This window comes from Antarcticimicrobium sediminis (assembly GCF_004348975.1).
Taxonomy (GTDB): Bacteria; Pseudomonadota; Alphaproteobacteria; order Rhodobacterales; family Rhodobacteraceae; genus Antarcticimicrobium; species Antarcticimicrobium sediminis.
Genome location: NZ_SMFP01000001.1, coordinates 279,995 through 300,060, shown reverse-complemented (window position 1 = coordinate 300,060; position 20,066 = coordinate 279,995). Strand labels below are relative to the sequence as shown.

Below are 20,066 nucleotides of genomic sequence, written 5' to 3'. Positions count from 1 at the left end.
TCGCAACACAGAAAGGCCCCGCACAGAAAGGCCCGGCGCGATGACGAAACGATTTTCCTTTCAGCTCAACGCCACCGACGGCAAGGCCCGCAGCGGTGTGATCGACACGCCCCGGGGCCAGATCCGCACGCCGGCCTTCATGCCGGTGGGCACGGCGGCAACGGTCAAGGCGATGATGCCCGAAAGCGTGGCGGCGACCGGCGCCGACATTCTGTTGGGCAATACCTATCACCTGATGCTGCGCCCCACGGCCGAGCGCATCGACCGGCTGGGCGGGCTGCACAAGTTCATGAACTGGTCCAAGCCGATCCTGACGGATTCGGGCGGCTTTCAGGTGATGAGCCTCGCCTCTCTGCGCAAGCTGACCGAAGAGGGGGTCACCTTCAAATCCCATGTCGACGGCTCAAAGCACCATCTTACCCCGGAACGCTCGATGGAGATCCAGCGGCTTTTGGGCTCGGACATCGTGATGTGTTTCGACGAATGCCCGGCGCTGCCCGCCGAGCGCGACCGGATCGCAGACTCGATGCGCCTGTCGATGCGTTGGGCCGAACGCTCGCGTGACGCCTTTGGCGACCGGCCCGGTTACGCGCTGTTCGGCATCCAGCAGGGCGGGCTGGAGCGTGACCTGCGCGAGGAAAGCGCCGAGGCGCTCAAGGCGATCGGCTTCGAGGGATATGCCATCGGCGGGTTGGCGGTGGGCGAGGGGCAGGAGGCGATGTTCGATTGCCTCGATTATGCCCCCGACACGCTGCCGCAGGATCGCCCGCGTTACCTGATGGGGGTGGGCAAACCCGACGATATCGTCGGCGCGGTGGCGCGCGGGGTCGATATGATGGATTGCGTGCTGCCGTCGCGCTCGGGGCGCACCGGGCAGGTGTTCACCCGCCGTGGCGTGCTCAACATCAAGAACGCCCGCCATCAGGACGATCCGCGCCCGCTGGATGAACACTGTAGCTGCCCGGCGTGTCGCAACTATTCGCGCGCCTATCTGCACCACGTGTTCCGCAGCCACGAGATCATCAGCTCGATGCTGATGACATGGCACAACCTGCAATACTATCAGGATCTGATGCAGGCTATGCGCGACGCGATTTCCGAGGGGCGCTTTACCGCTTGGCAGGCAGAGTTCCATGCACAGCGCGAACAGGGTGATATCGAACCGTTGTGAGTTTGGGCTGGCTCAGGGCACCCGCTTGCGTTCACCGGCAAACGGGCTGAGGCCCAGCCAGCCCTGCATGCTGCGTCCAAGGGCGGGATCGCCGTCATATGTGATCTTGTCGGCGGCGTCCGACACCGTGGTCAGCCCCATCCAGATCGCGGTCATGGTGCGCAGATCGGTGGTCACGTATAGGTCGACATCAAAGCCCGGAGGCGACTGGCACAGATCGACCGTGCCATCGGCCTCGACCACCAGCCACCAGTCGCGTTTGGACGTCGCCAGCTCTGGATAGCAGACCTGAACCACGATGCGCCGGTCCGGCAGCGGGGCAGGGTTCAGACCGCGGCGCATGTCCCACATCAGTAGCGAGGGGTCGAGGTTTTCCAGCGAGGGGCGCGATTCGACCCAGCGCTGCCCCCAGAAGCCGAACGCCTCGATCACCGGGCGCAGCTCGCGCCCGGCCTCGGTCAGCCGGTATTCCAGAACCTCGGGCTGTTCCGGCACCGGGTGGCGGGTGACGATGCCCGCCTCTTCCAACTCGCGCAGGCGGCGTGACAACAGGCTGGGCGACATCCGTGGCACCCCGCGGCGCAGCTCGTTGAACCGGGTCGACCCGGCGATCAGCTCGCGCAACAGCACCATCGTCCAGCGGGTGCACAGCACCTCTGCCGCCATCGCGACCGGGCAGAACTGCCGGTATCCTGTCTGGCTCATCCGCGCGCCCTCCTGCATCCGTCCGGCACAGAGCCGCCGGCACGTCCCGACTAGTACAGTTCCTGTACTATCACGGCGCGAGGGGGCTGGGTAGAATCGTTGCCATGGGACACCGGCGGCGCTTGGGCAAAGGGCCCACGCCGCGATGTTGCGAACAGGACCGGACCTCAGGAGGACGACAATGGAACGCAGTCTGTACGAACGCCTTGGCAGCGGTGCCGGGATCAAAGCCATCGTTACCGACGTGGTCGAGGCGCATATGAACAACCCGGTGATCCAGGCCCGGTTTCTGCCCTATCGCGACGATCCGGACAATCTGGCGGCGGTCTCGCAGCAGCTCAGCGATTTTCTCTGCGCCGGCAGCGGCGGGCCCGAGGTCTATTCCGGGCGCAGCATGGTGGAGACCCATCGCGGCATGAACATCAGCGCCGAGGAATATATGTCCGCGACCGACGACATCATGGCCACGCTGGCCGCGCATGGCATCGACGAGGGCACGCGCAACGATGTGCTTGCCATCGCCTATGCGCTCAAGGGCGACATCATTCGGGTGTGAGGGGGGCCGGGTCGGAGGAGGGCGCAACCCGCCCGGCTCAGAGCCCCAGCGCCCACCGCGCCACCAGCCACATCGCGGCGGTGATCACCAGCGTCGCGATCAGGTTCAACCAGATCCCGGCGCGGATCATGTCGCCCATGTGCAGCCCCTCATAGCCGAACACGATGGCGTTGGGGGGCGTGGCGACCGGCATCATGAAGGCCATGGACGAGGCCAGCGCCACGGGCACCATCAGCCATTCCACCGGCAATCCCATGCCGGTGGCGACCGCGCCGAGGATGGGTAGAAAGGTGGCGGTGACGGCGGTGTTCGAGGTCACTTCGGTGATCATCAGCGTGACCCCCGCCACCGCCAGAACCAGCACCCAGAGCGGCACCTCGGCCAGCCCGGAAAAGCCGCCGCCGATCCAGTTGGCAAGCCCGGTGCGCTCGAACCCGGCGGCCAGCGCAAGCCCGCCGCCAAGCAGCAGCAGGATGCCCCAGGGCACCGTGCTGGTGTGTCGCCAGTCCAGCAGACGCGCGCCCGATCCGTCGCCTGCAGGCAGGACAAAGACCGCGATGGCGGCAGCGATGGCAATGCCGGCGTCGTCCAGCGGCAGGCCCAGTACGCCGCGAAACATCCAACCAAACGCGGCCAGGGCGAACACCCCGGCGACGCGGCGTTCGGGGCGGCGCATCGGCCCCAGCGCGCGGCGCTCCTCGGCGATCACAGCTTCGGCTCCGGCGGCGTCAAGATCGCCGAAATGGAACAGGGCGCGGGTCAGCAGCAGATAGCAGATCGCCAGCATCACCACAGCCACCGGCACGCCGATCATCATCCAGCGGCCAAAGCCCAGCTCGATCCCGTAGCTGCTGCTCAGGACGCTGGCCAGCAGCGCGTTGCCCGGTGTGCCGATCAGCGTGCCGACCCCGCCGATCGAGGCGGAATAGGCCACCGACAGCATCAGCGCCACGCCAAAGCGGCGCGCCGTCTCGCCATCAGAGGTGCGGGCGCCGATCAGCTCGATCACCGGCAGGGCGACGGCGAACATCATCACCGTGCTGGCGGTGTTGGAAATCCACATCGACAGCACCGCCGTGGCCAGCATGAAGCCCAGCAGAATGCGGCGCGGCGCCGCCCCCATCGCCGCCACGATGCTCAGCGCGATGCGCCGGTGCAACCCGTGGCATTGCATCGCCGCCGCGATCATGAAGCCGCCCAGAAAAAGAAAGATCAGCGGGTTGCCGTATTGCGCCGTCACCGTGGCTACCGGGGCAATTCCCAACCCCGACATCACCGGAATCGGCAGCAACGCCGTCGCGGGCAGCGGGGCGGCCTGTCTGATCCACCAGATCACCATCCATGCGGTCAGCCCGGACAGCCACCACGCCGGCAGCGTCATCCCCGCCGGGGCCGGCGACAGCCAGGCCGCCAGCATCACCAGCGGCCCGGCCAATAATGCCAGCATGCGCAGCCGCTGCGCCCGGTTTCCGTGTTTGGGGTGAAGCCTGTCGGCCATCTGTCGCGATCCCGTCCAACTCTGCTTATACCAGAACCTTATCCCTAGCAGTCCCCGCCTGAGCGAGCCAGAGGCGACAAAGGCGGGCCCGTCGGGGGCGTGATGAGGGCCAATGACAGCAATGCGCGCTTGAAACCCCGGGGTATGTGCCCCAGATTACTACTCCATAAGAGGAGACGCGTTGTGCTGCCTGATTCAGGGGCCGGGCGTCTTGCCAAGAATAAGGACCGAGCATGCAAGAGCCTCTCAATTCTTCCTATCCCGTGCTGCCGCTGCGTGACATCGTGGTGTTCCCTCACATGATCGTGCCGCTTTTTGTGGGGCGGGAAAAATCTGTCCGGGCGCTGGAAGAGGTGATGGCCGACGACAAGCAGATCCTGCTGTCGAGCCAGATCGACCCGGCCGAGGACGATCCCGATATTGACGGCATTTACAAGGCCGGTGTTCTGGCCAACGTGCTGCAATTGCTGAAATTGCCCGATGGTACCGTCAAGGTGCTGGTCGAGGGCCAGGCGCGTGTGCGCATCACCGAATATCTGGAAAACGACTCCTTCTTCGAGGCGCGCGCCGAGTACCTGACCGAGATGCCGGGCGACGTGACCACGACCGAGGCGCTGCTGCGCACCGTGGTGGATGAGTTCGAGCGCTATGCCAAAGTGCGCAAGAACATCCCCGAAGAGGCGCTGACCGCCGTGGGCGAATCTGCCGATCCGACCAAGCTCGCCGATCTGATCGCAGGTCATCTGGGCATCGAGGTGGATCGCAAGCAGGAGCTGCTGGAAACGCTGTCGATCTCGGAGCGGCTGGAAAAGGTCTATGGCCTGATGCAGGGCGAGATGAGCGTTCTGCAGGTCGAGAAAAAGATCAAGACCCGGGTCAAGAGCCAGATGGAGAAGACCCAGCGCGAATATTATCTGAATGAGCAGATGAAGGCCATTCAGAAGGAGCTGGGCGACGGCGAAGAGGGCGAAGGCGAAATTGCCGAGCTGGAAACCCGTATCGCCGAGACCAAGCTGAGCAAAGAGGCCCGCGAAAAGGCCGAGGGCGAGCTGAAAAAGCTTAAGAACATGTCGCCCATGTCGGCCGAGGCCACCGTGGTGCGCAACTATCTCGACTGGATGCTGTCGATCCCGTGGGGCGTCAAATCCCGCGTGAAAAAAGACCTGACCCGCGCCGAGGAGATCCTCGACGCCGATCACTATGGTCTGGAAAAGGTCAAGGAACGGATCGTCGAATACCTCGCGGTGCAACAGCGCTCGAAAAAGCTCAAGGGCCCGATCATGTGCCTTGTCGGCCCTCCGGGCGTCGGCAAAACCTCGCTGGGGAAATCGGTGGCGCGCGCCACCGGGCGTGAATTCATCCGGATTTCTCTGGGTGGGGTGCGCGACGAGAGCGAGATTCGCGGTCACCGCCGAACCTATATCGGCTCGATGCCGGGCAAGATCATTCAGGCGCTGAAAAAGGCCAAGACCACCAATCCGCTGATCCTGCTCGACGAGATCGACAAGATGGGTCAGGATTTCCGTGGCGACCCGGCCAGCGCCATGCTGGAGGTGCTGGACCCGGAACAGAACTCGTCCTTCGTGGACCACTATCTTGAGGTGGAATACGATCTGTCGAACGTGATGTTCCTGACCACGTCCAACACCTATAACATGCCCGGGCCGTTGCTGGATCGGATGGAGATCATTCCGCTGTCCGGCTATACCGAGGATGAAAAGCACGAGATCGCCAAGGCGCACCTGATCCCGAAGCAGATCAAGAATCACGGGCTCAAGGCCAAGGAATTCACCCTGACCGACGAGGCGCTGCGGGCGATCCTTCGCACCTATACCCGCGAGGCCGGGGTGCGGAACCTGGAACGCGAGATCGCCAAGATCTGCCGCAAGGCGCTGACCCAGATCATCCGGAAACAGGCCGAAAGCGTCGTCGTCACCGCCGACAACCTCGACGAGTTTCTCGGCGTGCCCAAGTATCGCTTTGGCTTGGCCGAGAAAGAGGATCAGATCGGCGTTGTCACCGGGTTGGCCTATACCAGCGTCGGCGGCGAGTTGCTGTCGATCGAGGCGTTGCGCCTGCCGGGCAAGGGCCGGATGAAGACCACCGGCAAGCTGGGCGATGTGATGAAGGAATCGATCGAAGCGGCGGCGTCCTATGTCCGCTCGGTCAGTCCGCAACTTGGCATCAAGCCGCCGCGCTTTGATCGCTGGGATATTCACGTGCACGTGCCCGATGGCGCCACCCCCAAGGACGGGCCCTCGGCGGGGCTGGCGATGGTGACGGCGATCGTCTCGGTGTTGACCAAGATCCCGGTGCGCAAGGATATCGCCATGACCGGCGAGGTCACCCTGCGCGGCAACGCGACCGCCATTGGCGGGCTTAAGGAGAAACTGCTCGCGGCGCTGCGTGGTGGCGTCAAGACGGTGCTGATCCCGCAGGAAAACGAAAAGGATCTGCCGGACATCCCCGACAACGTGAAAGAGGGGTTGGAGATCATCCCCGTCAGTCACGTCTCCGAGGTGCTGAAACTTGCGCTGGTGCGCGAGCCTGAACCGGTGGATTGGGACGAGGCGGCCGAGGAAGAGGCCGCCGCCGCCCGCGCCGCCGCGATGCCCACCGGGGGTGGTGTCGGGGCAACCGCGCACTGAGGATTGCATGGTGCCGCAGCGTTAAAAGCGACTTGTCTTAATACGTGACAGGGGCGGACCTTCGGGTCCGCCCTTTGTCGTCGCGGGGTCTGATCGGGGCTGGGGACTGCGGTGGTTGCGGGTCCTGGCCCAAAGCGTTGATCATTGTGAGGGGGCGCAAATGAAAGTGAGGGGGCGCAAATGAAAAGGCAGGCCACTGGCCTGCCTTTTCCCCCAGGTGTTGCGCGGCGATGGTGGTGCCGCGCAGCGAAACTTGGATCGCTGTCGTCTCAGCCCGCCGCGCGTGAGGCAGGCTGGAACCCGATTTCGTGCGAGGCGACGAAACGCCCGTTTTCGGTTTTCACGATCTTGCCCTGACGCAGCAGCATCCCGAAGGAACGCAGACCGTCCTCGCGGCTGAATTCATCCTCGGCTACTTCGCGCGCCTTGTGGATCAGCTGCGGGCGGGTGAACTGGTCGCGGCCCTCGACGAACTGCATATAGGCTGCGGCGGCTTCCAGAAGCTCGGGCAGATCCTGCACCCCCATCTCGTCGGCGAAAGCGGCAAAGCCGTCGTCGATACCCGTGGCGATAGGTTCTTGGACCGGGGTGGCGACGCGGCGCGGGCGTACCGGACCGGTCGTGGCCGCCAGTTTGTCGACCCGTTGCTCGGCCACCAGCTTGAGCGGCGCGGGCTTGCCTTGTTCGGCGGCCTCGGGACGCGGCCGGCGGCTGGCACCGGGGCGGGGGCGGCGCGGCTGAACCACGCGGGCAAGGTCTTCGCGATAGGCGGCGGCGTCGGGGTTGGTGTCGACGCTGCCACCGGCAGAGCGTTCGGCCTGGGTGGCGGCGACGGCGGCGCGCAGATGCGAATAGGTTTCGCGTGTGTTTGCGGCCTCGGGCGCATCCAGCTTTTCGCCGACAGCCGCCATCAGGCGCGACAGGTCAGAGCCGTCGTCTTCGGCCGGGGCCTGCGCCGGTTGTGCCGTGTAGTCGATGTCGTCGTCGTCGTCGTCTTGGTCGTCGTCATCTTGCGCGGTTTGTTCCACCGGGGTGGCGGTTTGGGCAGTGTAGCTGTTGCCGCGCAGTTCGGCCTCGACCTCGGCCAGTTCGCGCATCAGCTCGTCCTCGTCCTCCTCGGGCAGGGTGCTGGGCGGCAAGTCCACGCTGGGAACGATCGGGCGCGTGGTAGCAACAGGCGCAGCCACTTCGGCGTCTTCTGCTATCTTGTCCGCGGCGGCGTCATAGGCGTCGCGCTTGACGGTCATCACATGCGGATGGCGGCGGCGGTTTGCGCCCCGGCCGCTGATCCCGCTCAGCATGTTGTGGCCGGGCGCAGAGAGGTCCTTGTCTTCCGGCAGGGACTCGAGATCGGCGAACAGGGCGGTGTCGTCGGCGTTCGGTGCGAATTCCACGTCGCGGGCTGCGCGGGCTTGCAGTTCGGCTTCGGCGCTTGCGGCAGCCTCGGCTTCGGCGGCTTTTTGCGCGCGGGCCATGCGACGGCGCAGCCGGGCGGCGCGGCGCGGATCGATCTCGTCAATGCTGTCTGCGTCCTGATCCTGTGCAACGGCCTCGGCCGGCTTTTCTTCGTGCTGGATCTCGTCTTCAACGGCATCGTCATCAAAGTCATCTTCGGCGTCGGTCTCGAAGGCGTCGTCTTCGTCTTCCAGCTCGGCTTCGTCGTCGTCCTCAAACGCGTCCTCTTCATACGAGTCGTCCTCGAACGAGTCGGCCTGCTCAACGGCCTCCTCAGTCGGAGCGGCGGCCAGGCTGTCTTCGAAATGTTCGTCTTCGCTATAGTCGAGTTCGACCGAAGATGCGTCGTTGCGCGACACCACGGCGCGGATGCGGCGAAGCTTGGCGGCGATGCTGTCAGGGTCGGTGGCGACTTCGGGGGTGACCAGCTCGGCGTCCAGTACGTCAGGCTCGACCGTGTCGTTCTCGTCCTCGACGTGCTCAGCTTCGACCTGGATGTCGCTCTCGATCTCGTCGATCTCGGCGGCCTCCTCCTCGTCGGTTTGCGTCGCGGTCGGGGCGGCGGGAACATCCACCGTCTCGGCCGGTGTTTCGATCTCGGGGGCGTCGACCTCAGGGGTTTCCTGTTCTACGACCTGTGTTGCGTCCTGTACCGGTGCAGGTTCGGCGCAGGCTTCCGTCTGGGCCGCCGTTTGGGCTTCCGTCTCGGTTGTCGTCGAAAGGGTGTCCTCGGCAACCGGCTGGGCCTCTTTTGCCTGCGGGGCCGGTGCAGATACGGGCGTGTCTACAGGGGCGGCTACAGCGGCGTCTGCGGGGGTGTCTGTGGGGGCAGGGGCCGATGCGGCGCCGGTGAGGGCGGCGGGAATCCCGGCCTGGGCGGTGCGCAGCACATAACCCGATCCTTCGCGGCGAGCCTCGACATGGCGAGAGACCTCCCGCTCGGCGATGCGGGCAAGCATCTCGGTATCGGGCTGCGGCGGTTCGGCCCCGAAATATCGGTCATCCGAGGCGAGGTCGCGGAAATATTCCGCGATCGCCGTCATGGTATCGAATGAGTCTTCGAATCCTTCCAGCGTGCACGAAAACGTGCCGTAGGAAACGGTCAACACCTTGTTACTCTGTACCATAGGCTGCTCGTCCTTTTCAGTATTATTGAACTGACCTAACACCCGCCAGTGGACAAATTCGGCCCGAATCTGTGCCAATCACCGTATCATTTTGTGGCTAGATTGTGATCTGTTTCCAAAACGCCCATTAATGTCACCATGAATCAGGTAATTGTACAGTCCTCTCTCCCGGTTACCCTGATCGGCGGGGGGGCGCTCGGTGTCGACGATCTGGAAACAGCGCTGGCGCTTGCTCCGGCGCTGATTGCGGCCGATGGCGGGGCCGGGGCGGCGCTTGCGGCAGGATATATGCCCGAAGCGGTGTTTGGCGACTTTGACTCCCTCGCGCGGGTCGATCTGGATCGCATTCCGTCCGACCGGTTGTTTCCGATCCGGGAACAGATGAGCACGGATTTTGACAAGACGCTGCGCTCGGTCTCGGCCCCTGTGATGCTGGCCGTGGGGTTTCTCGGGGCGCGGGTGGATCACCAGTTGGCGGCCTTCAACGTGCTGGTCCGCTATCCCGAACGGCCCTGCATCTTGCTGGGTGCCAGCGAAGTGGTGTTTCATGCCCCGCCCAGCCTAACGCTGGATCTGGCGCCCGGAGCGGTCGTCTCGCTGTTTCCGATGCGGGCGGTGACCGGGCGGTCGCAGGGGTTGGACTGGCCGATTGATGGGCTCGAGATGTCGCCGGACGGGCGCATCGGCACCTCGAACCGGGCGACGACCGGTGTGGTGCGGATCGAAACCGACGGTCCGGGCCTTTTGGTCATCGTGCCGCGCGATGCCTTGGCGGCGGTCACACGGGCGCTTGCCCCGGACGCCGTTCCACCCGCGCCAGCGCCCGGGCCACGGCGCGTTCGCGCATGACGATATAAAGGCCGGCGCCGACGGTGATGCAAATGCCGAGGCCAGCCAGCCCGTCGGGCAGGTCGCGAAAGATCAGCCAGCCAAAGGCGGTGGCAAAGGGGATCTCAAGATATTGCATCGGGGCCAGTGTCGAGGCTGGAGCATAGCGCAGCGACCAGGTCATCAGCAGATGCGCGCCGGTGCCGATACCGCCGATCGCGGCCAGCAAGAGCCAGTCGCCACCGCTGGGCATGGCAAGCGCAAGCGGCGCGATCCCGGCGCGATCCCCGATCAGCACGATTGGCAATAGAACCACCGTGGCCATCACACCGCTGATGGCTTGCAATCCGATCGGATCGGTGTCCTTGGCCAGTTGCCGGGTGACCAGAATGAACAGCGCGAAAAAGACCGCGACCCCCAGCGGGAACAGGGCGGGCCAGCCGGCCTCGGCGAAACTGGGTTGAATCACCAGCAAGGTGCCGCAGAACCCCACGGCGCAAGCGACAAGTCGGCGTAGGCCAACCTCTTCGCCCAACACGAGCTTGCCCAACAGCAGCATCAGAAAGGGCATGACAAAGGCGATGGCGATGGCATCCGCCAGCGGCAGGTATTTCAGCGCGGTGAACATGCAGGTGATGCCGCCGATATGCAGCCCGGTGCGCAGCGCGGTTAGCCACAGGATCCGCCCGCGCATCCGCCACAACCGTCCGGTGGCGATCACCAGCGGGATCAGCAGCGCCGCTTGGATCACAAAGCGCACCAGCACCAGTTGACCCAGCGACATGGTCGCGCCCAACAGCTTGGCCACGGCGTCACCCAGCGGCGCGAGCAGGCAGAACCCCAGCATCAAAAGGATACCCAGAACGGGCCGGTCTTTGGTCATGCGCGCCACGCTAGGGAGCAGCGCTTAACAGTGCAAGTAAGCAAAGGGGATGGGGCACAGTATACTAAGGTGGGGCATAAAGTAGGTAGGGCTGCGCCTGCCGGGGGGCAGCCCGGCGTGCCGCCGGGCGCAACCTTGTCTCGGGCGACACCTTGTCAAAGGAAGGCATCCAAGTCGGCGCGTCCCGCGCCCGTCAACAGTTCGGCACATTCACCGCCAAGCCGCCGAGCGAGGTCTCCTTGTATTTCTCGCTCATGTCTTCGCCGGTCTGGCGCATGGTCTCGATACAGGCGTCGAGCGGGACAAAATGGCTGCCGTCGCCGCGCAGGGCAAGGCTGGCCGCGCTCACCGCCTTGATCGCGCCGAGCCCGTTGCGTTCGATACAGGGCACCTGCACCAATCCTTTCACCGGATCACAGGTCATGCCCAGATGATGCTCTAGCGCGATCTCGGCGGCGTTCTCGATCTGCGCGGGGGTTCCCCCCATCACCGCGCAAAGCCCGGCGGCGGCCATGGCAGCGGCGCTGCCGACCTCGGCTTGACAGCCGGCCTCGGCCCCCGAGATCGAGGCGTTGTATTTCACCAGCCCGCCGATCGCGGCGGCGGTGAGCAGAAACTCCTCGATCCGCGCGGCGCTGGCCCCGGGCACATGATCAAGCCAATAGCGGATCACCGCAGGCACCACACCCGCCGCGCCATTGGTCGGCGCGGTCACCACCTGACCCCCGGCGGCGTTCTCTTCGTTCACCGCAAGGGCATAGACGGCAATCCAGTCGTTGATGGTATGCGGCGCGGTCAGGTTCATGCCGTATTCCGCTTGCAGCGCGACATGGATATCATGCGCTCGCCGCTTCAGGTTCAGCCCGCCGGGCAAGATGCCGCGTGCCGCAAGCCCGCGTTCGATACAGGCGTTCATCACCTCCCAGATCCGGGCGCTGCCGCTGCTCAGCCGCTCGGGGCCGCCGCGCGAGACTTCGTTGGCGCGTTTTAGCTCCGCAATGCTCTTGCCCCTTGCACGGGCCATTTCCAGCATTTCGAGCGCAGATTTGAACGGGTAGGGGACTGGCGGACCTTGGTCGGTGTCGCGCCCTTCGGCCAGTTCTTCTTCGCTCAGCACGAACCCACCGCCGATGGAGTAATAGACCTGTTGCAGGATCACGTCGCCTTGCGGGTCGGTCGCCATCAGGATCATGCCGTTGGCATGACCCGGCAAGGTTTGGTCATAGTCAAAGATCAGATCATGTTTCGGATCGAAACGCAGATCGCCCAGATCGTCGTGATGGATCACCTTGTCCGCGCTGATCGCGGCCAGCGCCGTCTCGGCCTTGTCCGCGTCATAGGTTTCGGGCACGACTCCGGCGAGCCCGAGAATGGTGGCGCGGTCGCTGGCATGGCCGACCCCGGTAAAGGCGAGCGAGCCATGCAGCGAGGCGCGCAGACCGGAAAACTCGAACGGTGAGGCGCGCATCAGGTCAAGAAACCGTGCGGCGGCGACCATTGGCCCCATCGTGTGCGACGAGGAGGGGCCGACGCCCACCTTGAACATGTCAAAGACTGAAAGAAACATCGGGTGGCCGATCCTTTGCGGTGGATGCCCCTGTCGTACTCGAAGCGGGGCGTGCGTCGGCTGCACCAAAGCGACATTTCCGATCGGAAACAAGTCATCTGTGACACCGATTGCACCGCAGGCGCGCCGGGGATAGCGTGCGCGCGATGCACCCCCCCGGAGGCCCCATGCCCGAAACGATGACCGATACGCCGCACCTGTTCCGCCCGTTCACCCTGCGCGGCGTTACCGCCCGCAACCGCGTGGTGATTTCGCCGATGTGCCAATATGCGGCGCATGAGGGACATCTGGAGGACTGGCATATGGTCAACCTCGGCCGTTTCGCAACGGGCGGCGCCGGGATCGTCTTTACCGAGGCGACGGCTGTACAGAAAGCGGGTCGTATTACCCATGGCTGTGCCGGTCTGTGGTGCGACAGCCAGATCATCGGCCATGCGCGGGTGGCGCAGTTCGCGTTGTCCCACGGGGCGATTCCGGCGGTGCAACTCGGCCACGCCGGGCGCAAGTCGGGGATGCAGCGGCCCTGGTTCGGCAACGGGCCGTTGACTGACGCGGATATTGCCCGCGGCGACATGCCGTGGACCCCGGTTGGCCCCTCGGAAATCCCGGTGGCCGAAGGCTGGCCGATGCCCCATGCGCTGAGCGAGAATGACATCGGCGAGCTGATCGAGGACTTCATCGCCGCCACCCGCCGGGCTTTGGCCGCAGGCTACAAGATCGTCGAGATCCACGGCGCGCATGGCTATCTGATCCATTCGTTTCTGTCGCCGCTGTCGAACCGGCGCAGCGACGCCTATGGCGGCGACCTTGAAGGGCGGATGCGGCTGGCGCTGGAGGTGGCGCAGGCGGTGCGCGCGACATGGCCCGAGGATCTGCCGGTGTTCTTTCGCACCTCTGCCGTTGATGGCGACCCCGAGGGCTGGACCTTGCCCGATACGGTGGAACTGGCGAAACGGCTCAAGGCGCTGGGCGTCGATGTGATGGATTGCTCTTCCTCGGGGATTGCGGGGGCGGCGACCGCCAGTGGCGGCGGCAAGCGGCAACCGGGGTTTCAGGTGCCCTATGCCGACGTGGTCCGGCGCGAGGCCGGGATGCAAACCATGGCGGTCGGCCTGATCACCCATCCGCAGCAGGCCGAGGAGATTTTGGCGGCGGGGCAGGCCGATCTGATCGCCATCGGGCGCGAGGCGCTGGTGGATCCGATGTGGGCGCTTCATGCGGCGCAGGCGCTGGGCCATGACGCCGACTACAGCACATGGCCGGCACAATCGGGCTGGTGGCTGGCGGGGCGCGACAAGACCTCGGATTTCTATCAGCCGCAGCGCCCTTAGTGGGGCGCGCCCGGTGTCGGATGGGGGCTGGATGGGGGAAGAATGGCGACGAATAGCCCTCGCAGAAGTGGGGCGTATTGCCTATAAGTCGCCAGACCCTGTGACAAAGAGGCTGCCATGACCGGAGAACTGTCCCCCATCGACAAGGCCAAATTCGTCGCCGCCCGGCGGGCCGCCGATTTCGTCGAAGACGGAATGCGCGTGGGCCTTGGTACCGGCAGCACCGCCGCGTGGCTGGTGCGCTGTCTGGGCGAGATGGTGCGCGAAGATGGGCTGAAATTCAAAGGTGTTCCCACCTCCACCCGCACTGCGGACCTTGCCCGCGAGGTCGGCATCGAGGTGATCAGCCTCGACGAGGCACGCTGGCTTGACCTGACCATCGACGGCGCGGATGAATTCGACGGCGATCTGAACCTGATCAAGGGCGGCGGGGGCGCGCTGTTGCAGGAAAAGATCGTCGCCACCGCCTCGGACCGGATGGTGGTGATCACCGATATCGGCAAACAGGTGGAAACGCTGGGCGCCTTCCCGTTGCCGGTCGAGGTGATCCCCTTTGGCTGGCAGACCACGCAGGCGCTGGTGGAAGAGACGCTGATCTCGATGGATGTGCTGGGGCGCGACGCCACGCTGCGGATGAATGGCGAGACGCCGTTTGTCACCGACGAGGGCAATTTCATCCTTGATCTGCATCTGCACCGCATCGGCAATGCGCGCCAGTTGGCGCTGGTGCTGAACCAGATGCCGGGCGTGGTTGAAAACGGGCTCTTCATTGATATCTGTGACACCGTCGTGATCGGCTATGGCGATGGCCGGGTCGAAATGCGCGACATCAACGAGGGCACGATCGAACATGACAGGCTGGACTTTGTCGAAAGCGAGAACCTGTTCACCGATCTTTCTGACTGAGGGCTGGATTACATGAGCTTTGACTACGATCTATTCGTTATCGGTGGCGGTTCGGGCGGCGTGCGCGCCGCGCGTGTGGCGGCGGGAGATACCGGCGCCAAGGTCGCGCTGGCCGAAGAAGATCGCTATGGCGGCACCTGCGTGATCCGTGGCTGCGTGCCCAAAAAGCTGATGGTTTTCGCCAGCGAATATGCCGGTATGGTCGAAGACGCGCAAAGCTATGGTTGGAACATTGCGCCCGGTCGCTTTGACTGGACCGCGTTCCGGGGCAAGCTGGAGGCCGAGCTGGACCGGCTGGAAGGCATCTATCGCAACCTGTTGAAAAACGCCGGGGTGGACAGCTACGATCAGCGTGCGCGGCTGGTCGATCCGCATACGGTGGAACTTGCCGACGGCACCCGCAAGAGCGCCAAGCATATCCTGCTGGCGACCGGTGGGCGCCCGGTGAAACCCGATCTGCCGGGGGCCGATCTGGGCATAACCTCCAATGATATTTTCCATCTGCCAGAGCTGCCAAAATCGATCCTGATCGTTGGCGGCGGCTACATCGCTTGCGAATTCGCCGGCATCCTCAACGGGCTGGGGGTCGAGGTCACGCAATTCTATCGCGGGGCGCAGATCCTGCGCGGGTTCGATGACGAGGCGCGTGGTCTGGTCAGCGAAGAAATGCGCCAGCGCGGCGTGGATCTGCATCTGGGGACCAATATCCTTGAGATGGCCCGCGACGGGGATGGCGGCATTCGCATCAAGGCCACCAATGGCACCGAGCGGGTGTTCGGTCAGGTGATGTTTGCCACCGGTCGCACCCCCAATGCCGACGATATGGGGCTGGAGGCGCTGGGCGTCACGCGCGGCCGCAAGGGCGAAGTCACGGTCGACGACTATAGCCAGACCTCGGTGCCGTCGGTCTATGCGATTGGCGATGTGACCGACCGGGTCAATCTGACTCCGGTGGCGATCCGCGAGGGCATGGCCTTTGTCGAGACGGTGTTCAAGGGCAACCCGACGCCGGTGGATCATGACTTGATCCCGACCGCGATCTTCACCCAACCCGAGATGGGCACCGTGGGGCTGAGCGAGGAAGAGGCCGCGGCGCAGGAACAGATCGACGTCTATTCCACCAGTTTCAAGCCGATGCAGCAAAGCTTTGCCGGTCGCTCCGACCGGGTGCTGATGAAGCTGGTGGTGAGCAAGGCCAGCGGCAAGGTGCTGGGCTGTCACATCGTCGCCCCCGGGGCGGGCGAGATGATCCAATTGGCCGGGATCGCGGTGAAAATGGGCGCGACGAAAGAGGATTTCGACCGGACCGTGGCGGTGCATCCGACCATGTCCGAGGAATTAGTAACGATGAAAGTGCCGGTGCGTAGCGCTTGAATTGAGCGGCGGCGACCACAGGTTAGAGACAAGGCCGCGCAAGCGGCGTCAAAAGGGATAGATGAATGGCTGGCAATAGCGGTGGCCCATGGGGCAGCGGCGGGTCGTCCGGGGGCGGTGGCAACCGGGATGACAACGGAAACAATGGCGGCGGCGGTGGTCGGCGACCCGAGGGGGGCGGCGGACAGATCCCCGAGATCGACGAACTGATGAAAAAGGGTCAGGAGCAATTGCGCGTCCTGATGGGCGGGCGCGGCGGCAAGGGCGGCGGCACCAGCGGCGGCCCGGGCGGCGGCGGTCGGCCGATTTTCACCAAGGGCACCGTCGGGCTGGGCGTGGTTGCGGCCGCGATCCTGTGGGGCATGGCAAGCTTTTATACCGTCAAACCGGAAGAGCAGTCGGTCGAACTGTTTCTGGGCAAATTCTCGAGCATCGGCCAGCCGGGCCTGAACTTTGCCCCTTGGCCGGTTGTCACCGCCGAGGTGATCCCGGTCACCACCGAACAACGTGAAGACATTGGCGTCGGGCGCGGTCAGGATGCCGGTCTGATGCTGACCGGCGACGAGAATGTGGTCGATATCGACTTTCAGGTGGTCTGGAACATCAACGATCCGGCAAAATTCCTGTTCAACCTGCGCGACGCGCAAGCCACGATCCGGGCCGTGTCGGAATCGGCCATGCGCGAGATCATCGCGCAAACCGATCTGGCGCCGATCCTGAACCGGGACCGCGGTGTGATCGCCGACCGTCTGCTTGATCTGATCCAGTCCGCTTTGGACAGCTATGACAGCGGCGTGAACATCGTGCGGGTGAACTTTGACAAGGCCGATCCGCCAGAGCAGGTGATCGACGCCTTCCGCGAGGTCCAAGCCGCCGAGCAGGAACGCGACCGGTTGCAGAACGTTGCCGATGCCTATTCCAACCGGGTGCTGGCCGAGGCGCGCGGCGAAGCTGCGCAGCTTCTGGAAGAAGCCGAAGGCTATCGTGCCAGTGTCGTAAACGAGGCCGAGGGTGAGGCCAGCCGGTTCTCAGCCGTGCTGGAAGAATATTCCAAGGCCCCCGAGGTGACGCGCAAGCGGCTTTACCTTGAGACCATGGAAGAAGTTCTGGGCGGAATCGACAAGATCATCATTGATGAAAGCGTCGCCGGGTCTGGTCAGGGCGTGGTGCCCTATCTGCCTTTGAATGAATTGCGCCGAAGCGGCGATGGGGAGAGCAAGTGATGCGGAAATCAGCCTTCATCCTACCCGCTATCGTGGTTGTGGCGGTCGTGGCCTTGTCGTCGATGTATATCGTGGACGAACGTGAAAAGGCGCTGGTGCTGCAGTTTGGTCGCGTCGTCGCGGTCAAGGAAGACCCCGGTCTGGCGTTCAAGATTCCCTTGATCCAGCAGGTCGTGACATACGACGACCGTATCCTCAGCCGGGATGTGCAGCCATTGGAAGTGACGCCGCTGGATGATCGCCGGCTGGTGGTCGATGCCTTTGCGCGCTATCGCATCGCGGATGTGAACCGCTTCCGTCAGGCCGTTGGTGCTGGCGGTGTCGGTGCCGCGGAAACCCGGCTCGATTCGATCCTGCGCTCGCAAACGCGCGAAATTCTGGGCTCGGTGAGTTCGAATGATATCCTCAGTTCGGATCGCGCGGCGCTGATGCTGCAGATCCGGGACGGTGCGATCGGCGAAGCGCGGGGGCTTGGGGTCGATATCATCGACGTACGTCTGAAATCGACCGAACTGCCGTCGCAGAACCTTTCGGCCACTTTCGATCGGATGCGGGCCGAGCGTGAACGCGAGGCCACCGACGAACGTGCCCGTGGTAACGAGGCGGCGCAGCGTGTGCGCGCCCAGGCCGACCGTACCGTGGTCGAACTGGTCTCGGACGCCAAGCGCCAAGCCGAGATCATTCGCGGTGAGTCTGACGCCAAGCGCAACGCCATCTTTGCCGAGGCGTTCGGTCGCGATCCGGAATTCTTTGAATTCTATCGCTCGTTGACCGCCTATACGCGGGCTTTGAAGGGGGGGAATTCGACCATGGTGATGACGCCGAACTCGGAATTCTTCAACTACCTCAAATCGGCTGAGGGCGCCGGCAAGAGCGCGGTTTCCTCGCAGCCTGCTCAGCAGACCCAAAAGGTGCTGCCGGGCGTCGCGTCGGAGTGATCGCAAACGTCATTCTGGCCCTTGGGCTGGTCTTGATCGTGGAGGGGCTGGCCTGGTGGCTGGCCCCTTCTCTTATCGAACAACTGCTGGAGATGCTGCGTGCCCTGCCCGTGCCCGCACGGCGCCAGATCGGCGCGCTGGCGCTTGTTGCCGGTTTGATCCTGCTGTGGATCGCGCATCAGCTAGGGGCGGGGCAGGCGGCGTTCTGAGGCGCATGTCCCCAGCCCGAATGCGGTACGCAGCGCATCACACCCACGACCGTCTCATCGGACAGGAAAAACCAGCGCGCGGTTTCGGATGTCTGCACCGTCTAGCTTTCACCCCACCCGGGGACTAGGGTCGGACAGGTAAACAGGCGAGAGGGCGACCCCATGACTGAGAGCGATCCCACCGACGTCACCACTGACAGCAGCACCGGCATTGATCCCGTCGTTGACGCCGGGGAAAAGGGCGCCAATCCGGGCAGAACGGCCCCTGACGTGGCACCGCAGACCGCGCCGGTTGAACCCTATCTGGGTCAGACTGTCGAACCAGCCATTGGCGAGCCCGATCTACGCAAGAAAGAGCTGATCGCCGCGGTGCTGGCGCGCTGTGAGGTCAAGCGACGCGATGCCAAGCCGGTGATCGAGGCGATGCTCGCGGTTCTTGGCGAGACGCTGGCCACTGGCCGCGGCCTGAACCTGGAGCCGATGGGCAAGCTCCACATCAACCGCAGTGAGGAAAAACGGGGGCGTCGCATCGTGGTCTGCAAGCTGCGCCAAGGTCTGAACGTGCCCGCGTCGGACGAGCAGGACGACTCGGACGAGTTGGACGAACACTAGAAACGGATCATTTGATCCGGGCGGGGTAAATATTCTGTCGAACAGGGGCTTGCACGCGGCGGCAAGCTTCTGTAAATCCCCGTCGCACGGGTGATTAGCTCAGTGGTAGAGCGCTTCGTTCACATCGAAGATGTCAGGAGTTCAAATCTCTTATCACCCACCATTCCTTCCTTCTTTCTGGCTGTAAGATGTTGCGCACCGAAGTGTCGGATGTAAGCAAACCGGCCCCGAAAGACGCAATTCAGCGATAAGACCCCGGATGACCACAGGCGGCCTAGGCCGCCAACTTTCGTTGCGCCCTGCATGAGGGGGCGTCGAAGGTATGGGGGGACACCAGCGATACGACTGAAATTTATCTGGGTTATACTGCCTCTCTGAGGTGGATCCGCTGATGGCTTTGAACCCGCTGGACGCGCGGACGAAATTGACCCTGATACAGCCCTTGCGCAAGGCCGGAAGCTTCGGTAAACGCTGCCTGCAAGGGTGATTAGCTCAGTTGGTAGAGCGCTTCGTTTACACCGAAGATGTCGGGAGTTCGAGCCTCTCATCACCCACCATTTTCTTGCTACGGTCTGGAAATCTGACGTTCAGGCAGGGTCATTGATCTTGTGAACGTTTCAGCTGCGCCTGTGTAAAGGTCTCGCCTTTGGCTGCGTTCCGGCAAGCGGCTGCGGCAGACGTTGGGCGACGCGCCGCCCACGCGCGCCCTGGCACATCTGGACAAACCTCGCGGTTCCTGTCGGCTTTTCATGTGAGACAACAGGGCGAGCGCGCCACAGGGGCCGAATTTTCAGTTCATTGAGAGTATCCGCTGTGGTGAATTTAAGTCTCATCAGCGTGTTTTCGCCGCAACCTATAATGGATCTGGTGTATTTGAGATTCCCGTAAAGGGAATTTGGATGGGTGCGACACAGGAATTTTCCCTTCGCTCTTCTTTTGTCGAGGACTTTTCCCGGACCGACTTCAAAGAAGAATTTCCGTTTGGGACGCCGCTTTTCCTTTTGGGTCTGCTTCTACCTTACACAAAATAAGGTC

Annotated in this window: 16 protein-coding genes and 2 tRNA genes; 13 read left to right on the top strand and 5 right to left on the bottom strand. The window is 63.8% G+C overall.

Annotation, left to right across the window (positions count from 1 at the left end):
* Positions 1-40 precede the first annotated feature (40 nt).
* Positions 41-1,171 (top strand): tRNA guanosine(34) transglycosylase Tgt, encoded by a 1,131-nt coding sequence (gene tgt, locus E1B25_RS01335; RefSeq protein WP_132826874.1) that lies wholly within the window; start codon positions 41-43, stop codon positions 1,169-1,171.
* Between the two features lie 12 nt (positions 1,172-1,183).
* Here the strand turns inward: tgt and E1B25_RS01330 are convergent, their stop codons facing one another.
* Positions 1,184-1,876: a winged helix-turn-helix transcriptional regulator gene (locus E1B25_RS01330; protein ID WP_132826873.1), complete on the bottom strand. Its 693-nt coding sequence runs from the start codon at positions 1,874-1,876 to the stop codon at positions 1,184-1,186.
* Positions 1,877-2,057: 181 nt separating this feature from the next.
* Between E1B25_RS01330 and E1B25_RS01325 the strand changes: the two genes are divergently transcribed.
* Positions 2,058-2,432, top strand: coding sequence for a group I truncated hemoglobin (locus E1B25_RS01325; protein ID WP_132826872.1), 375 nt, complete (start codon positions 2,058-2,060; stop codon positions 2,430-2,432).
* Between the two features lie 37 nt (positions 2,433-2,469).
* Here the strand turns inward: E1B25_RS01325 and E1B25_RS01320 are convergent, their stop codons facing one another.
* Positions 2,470-3,930 carry an SLC13 family permease gene (locus E1B25_RS01320; protein WP_132826871.1) on the bottom strand — a complete coding sequence of 487 codons (1,461 nt, stop codon included), beginning with the start codon at positions 3,928-3,930 and terminating at the stop codon, positions 2,470-2,472.
* Between the two features lie 233 nt (positions 3,931-4,163).
* Here E1B25_RS01320 and lon point away from each other — a divergent pair, with 233 nt between their 5' ends.
* The gene (lon, locus tag E1B25_RS01315) at positions 4,164-6,578 is read left to right on the top strand and encodes an endopeptidase La (RefSeq protein WP_132826870.1); all 2,415 of its coding nucleotides are present in this window, start codon (positions 4,164-4,166) and stop codon (positions 6,576-6,578) included.
* 269 nt (positions 6,579-6,847) lie between these two features.
* On the opposite strand, the gene E1B25_RS01310 is transcribed toward lon, so the two are convergent.
* Entirely contained in the window at positions 6,848-9,160 is a 2,313-nt protein-coding gene (locus tag E1B25_RS01310; RefSeq protein WP_132826869.1) for a chemotaxis protein CheA, read from the bottom strand.
* 138 nt (positions 9,161-9,298) lie between these two features.
* On the opposite strand from E1B25_RS01310, the gene E1B25_RS01305 reads away from it, so the two are divergent.
* Positions 9,299-10,009, top strand: coding sequence for a thiamine diphosphokinase (locus tag E1B25_RS01305; RefSeq protein ID WP_132826868.1), 711 nt, complete (start codon positions 9,299-9,301; stop codon positions 10,007-10,009).
* Here E1B25_RS01305 and E1B25_RS01300 read toward each other — a convergent pair.
* Together E1B25_RS01300 and E1B25_RS01295 are read right to left on the bottom strand one after the other, a co-directional pair.
* Entirely contained in the window at positions 9,939-10,871 is a 933-nt protein-coding gene (locus E1B25_RS01300) for a DMT family transporter (RefSeq protein ID WP_132826867.1), read from the bottom strand. The two genes, E1B25_RS01305 and E1B25_RS01300, sit on opposite strands and share 71 nt — an antisense overlap.
* A 193-nt stretch (positions 10,872-11,064) precedes the next feature.
* Positions 11,065-12,438 carry an L-serine ammonia-lyase gene (locus E1B25_RS01295; protein WP_132826866.1) on the bottom strand — a complete coding sequence of 458 codons (1,374 nt, stop codon included), beginning with the start codon at positions 12,436-12,438 and terminating at the stop codon, positions 11,065-11,067.
* Positions 12,439-12,605: 167 nt separating this feature from the next.
* Here E1B25_RS01295 and E1B25_RS01290 point away from each other — a divergent pair, with 167 nt between their 5' ends.
* From E1B25_RS01290 to E1B25_RS01250, 9 genes are all read left to right on the top strand, one after another.
* Positions 12,606-13,769 carry an NADH:flavin oxidoreductase/NADH oxidase gene (locus tag E1B25_RS01290; RefSeq protein WP_165937522.1) on the top strand — a complete coding sequence of 388 codons (1,164 nt, stop codon included), beginning with the start codon at positions 12,606-12,608 and terminating at the stop codon, positions 13,767-13,769.
* Positions 13,770-13,886: 117 nt separating this feature from the next.
* A complete protein-coding gene (gene rpiA / locus E1B25_RS01285; RefSeq protein ID WP_132826865.1) occupies positions 13,887-14,675 on the top strand; it encodes a ribose-5-phosphate isomerase RpiA in 789 nt (262 codons plus the stop codon).
* 12 nt (positions 14,676-14,687) lie between these two features.
* On the top strand, positions 14,688-16,049 hold the full coding sequence (gene gor, locus E1B25_RS01280) for a glutathione-disulfide reductase (protein ID WP_132826864.1): 1,362 nt from the start codon (positions 14,688-14,690) through the stop codon (positions 16,047-16,049).
* Positions 16,050-16,114: 65 nt separating this feature from the next.
* Positions 16,115-17,272, top strand: a complete 1,158-nt coding sequence (gene hflK, locus E1B25_RS01275; RefSeq protein WP_132826863.1) for an FtsH protease activity modulator HflK — start codon at positions 16,115-16,117, stop codon at positions 17,270-17,272.
* The gene (hflC, locus tag E1B25_RS01270) at positions 17,272-18,210 is read left to right on the top strand and encodes a protease modulator HflC (protein WP_132826862.1); all 939 of its coding nucleotides are present in this window, start codon (positions 17,272-17,274) and stop codon (positions 18,208-18,210) included. The genes hflK and hflC overlap by 1 nt, the downstream gene beginning before the upstream one ends.
* Positions 18,210-18,419, top strand: coding sequence for a DUF2065 domain-containing protein (locus tag E1B25_RS01265; protein ID WP_132827233.1), 210 nt, complete (start codon positions 18,210-18,212; stop codon positions 18,417-18,419). Before hflC ends, E1B25_RS01265 begins: the two co-directional genes overlap by 1 nt.
* A 162-nt stretch (positions 18,420-18,581) precedes the next feature.
* Positions 18,582-19,031 carry an HU family DNA-binding protein gene (locus E1B25_RS01260; protein WP_132826861.1) on the top strand — a complete coding sequence of 150 codons (450 nt, stop codon included), beginning with the start codon at positions 18,582-18,584 and terminating at the stop codon, positions 19,029-19,031.
* 88 nt (positions 19,032-19,119) lie between these two features.
* A tRNA-Val gene (locus tag E1B25_RS01255) sits at positions 19,120-19,194 on the top strand.
* A gap of 318 nt (positions 19,195-19,512) precedes the next feature.
* A tRNA-Val gene (locus E1B25_RS01250) sits at positions 19,513-19,588 on the top strand.
* Positions 19,589-20,066: the final 478 nt, after the last annotated feature.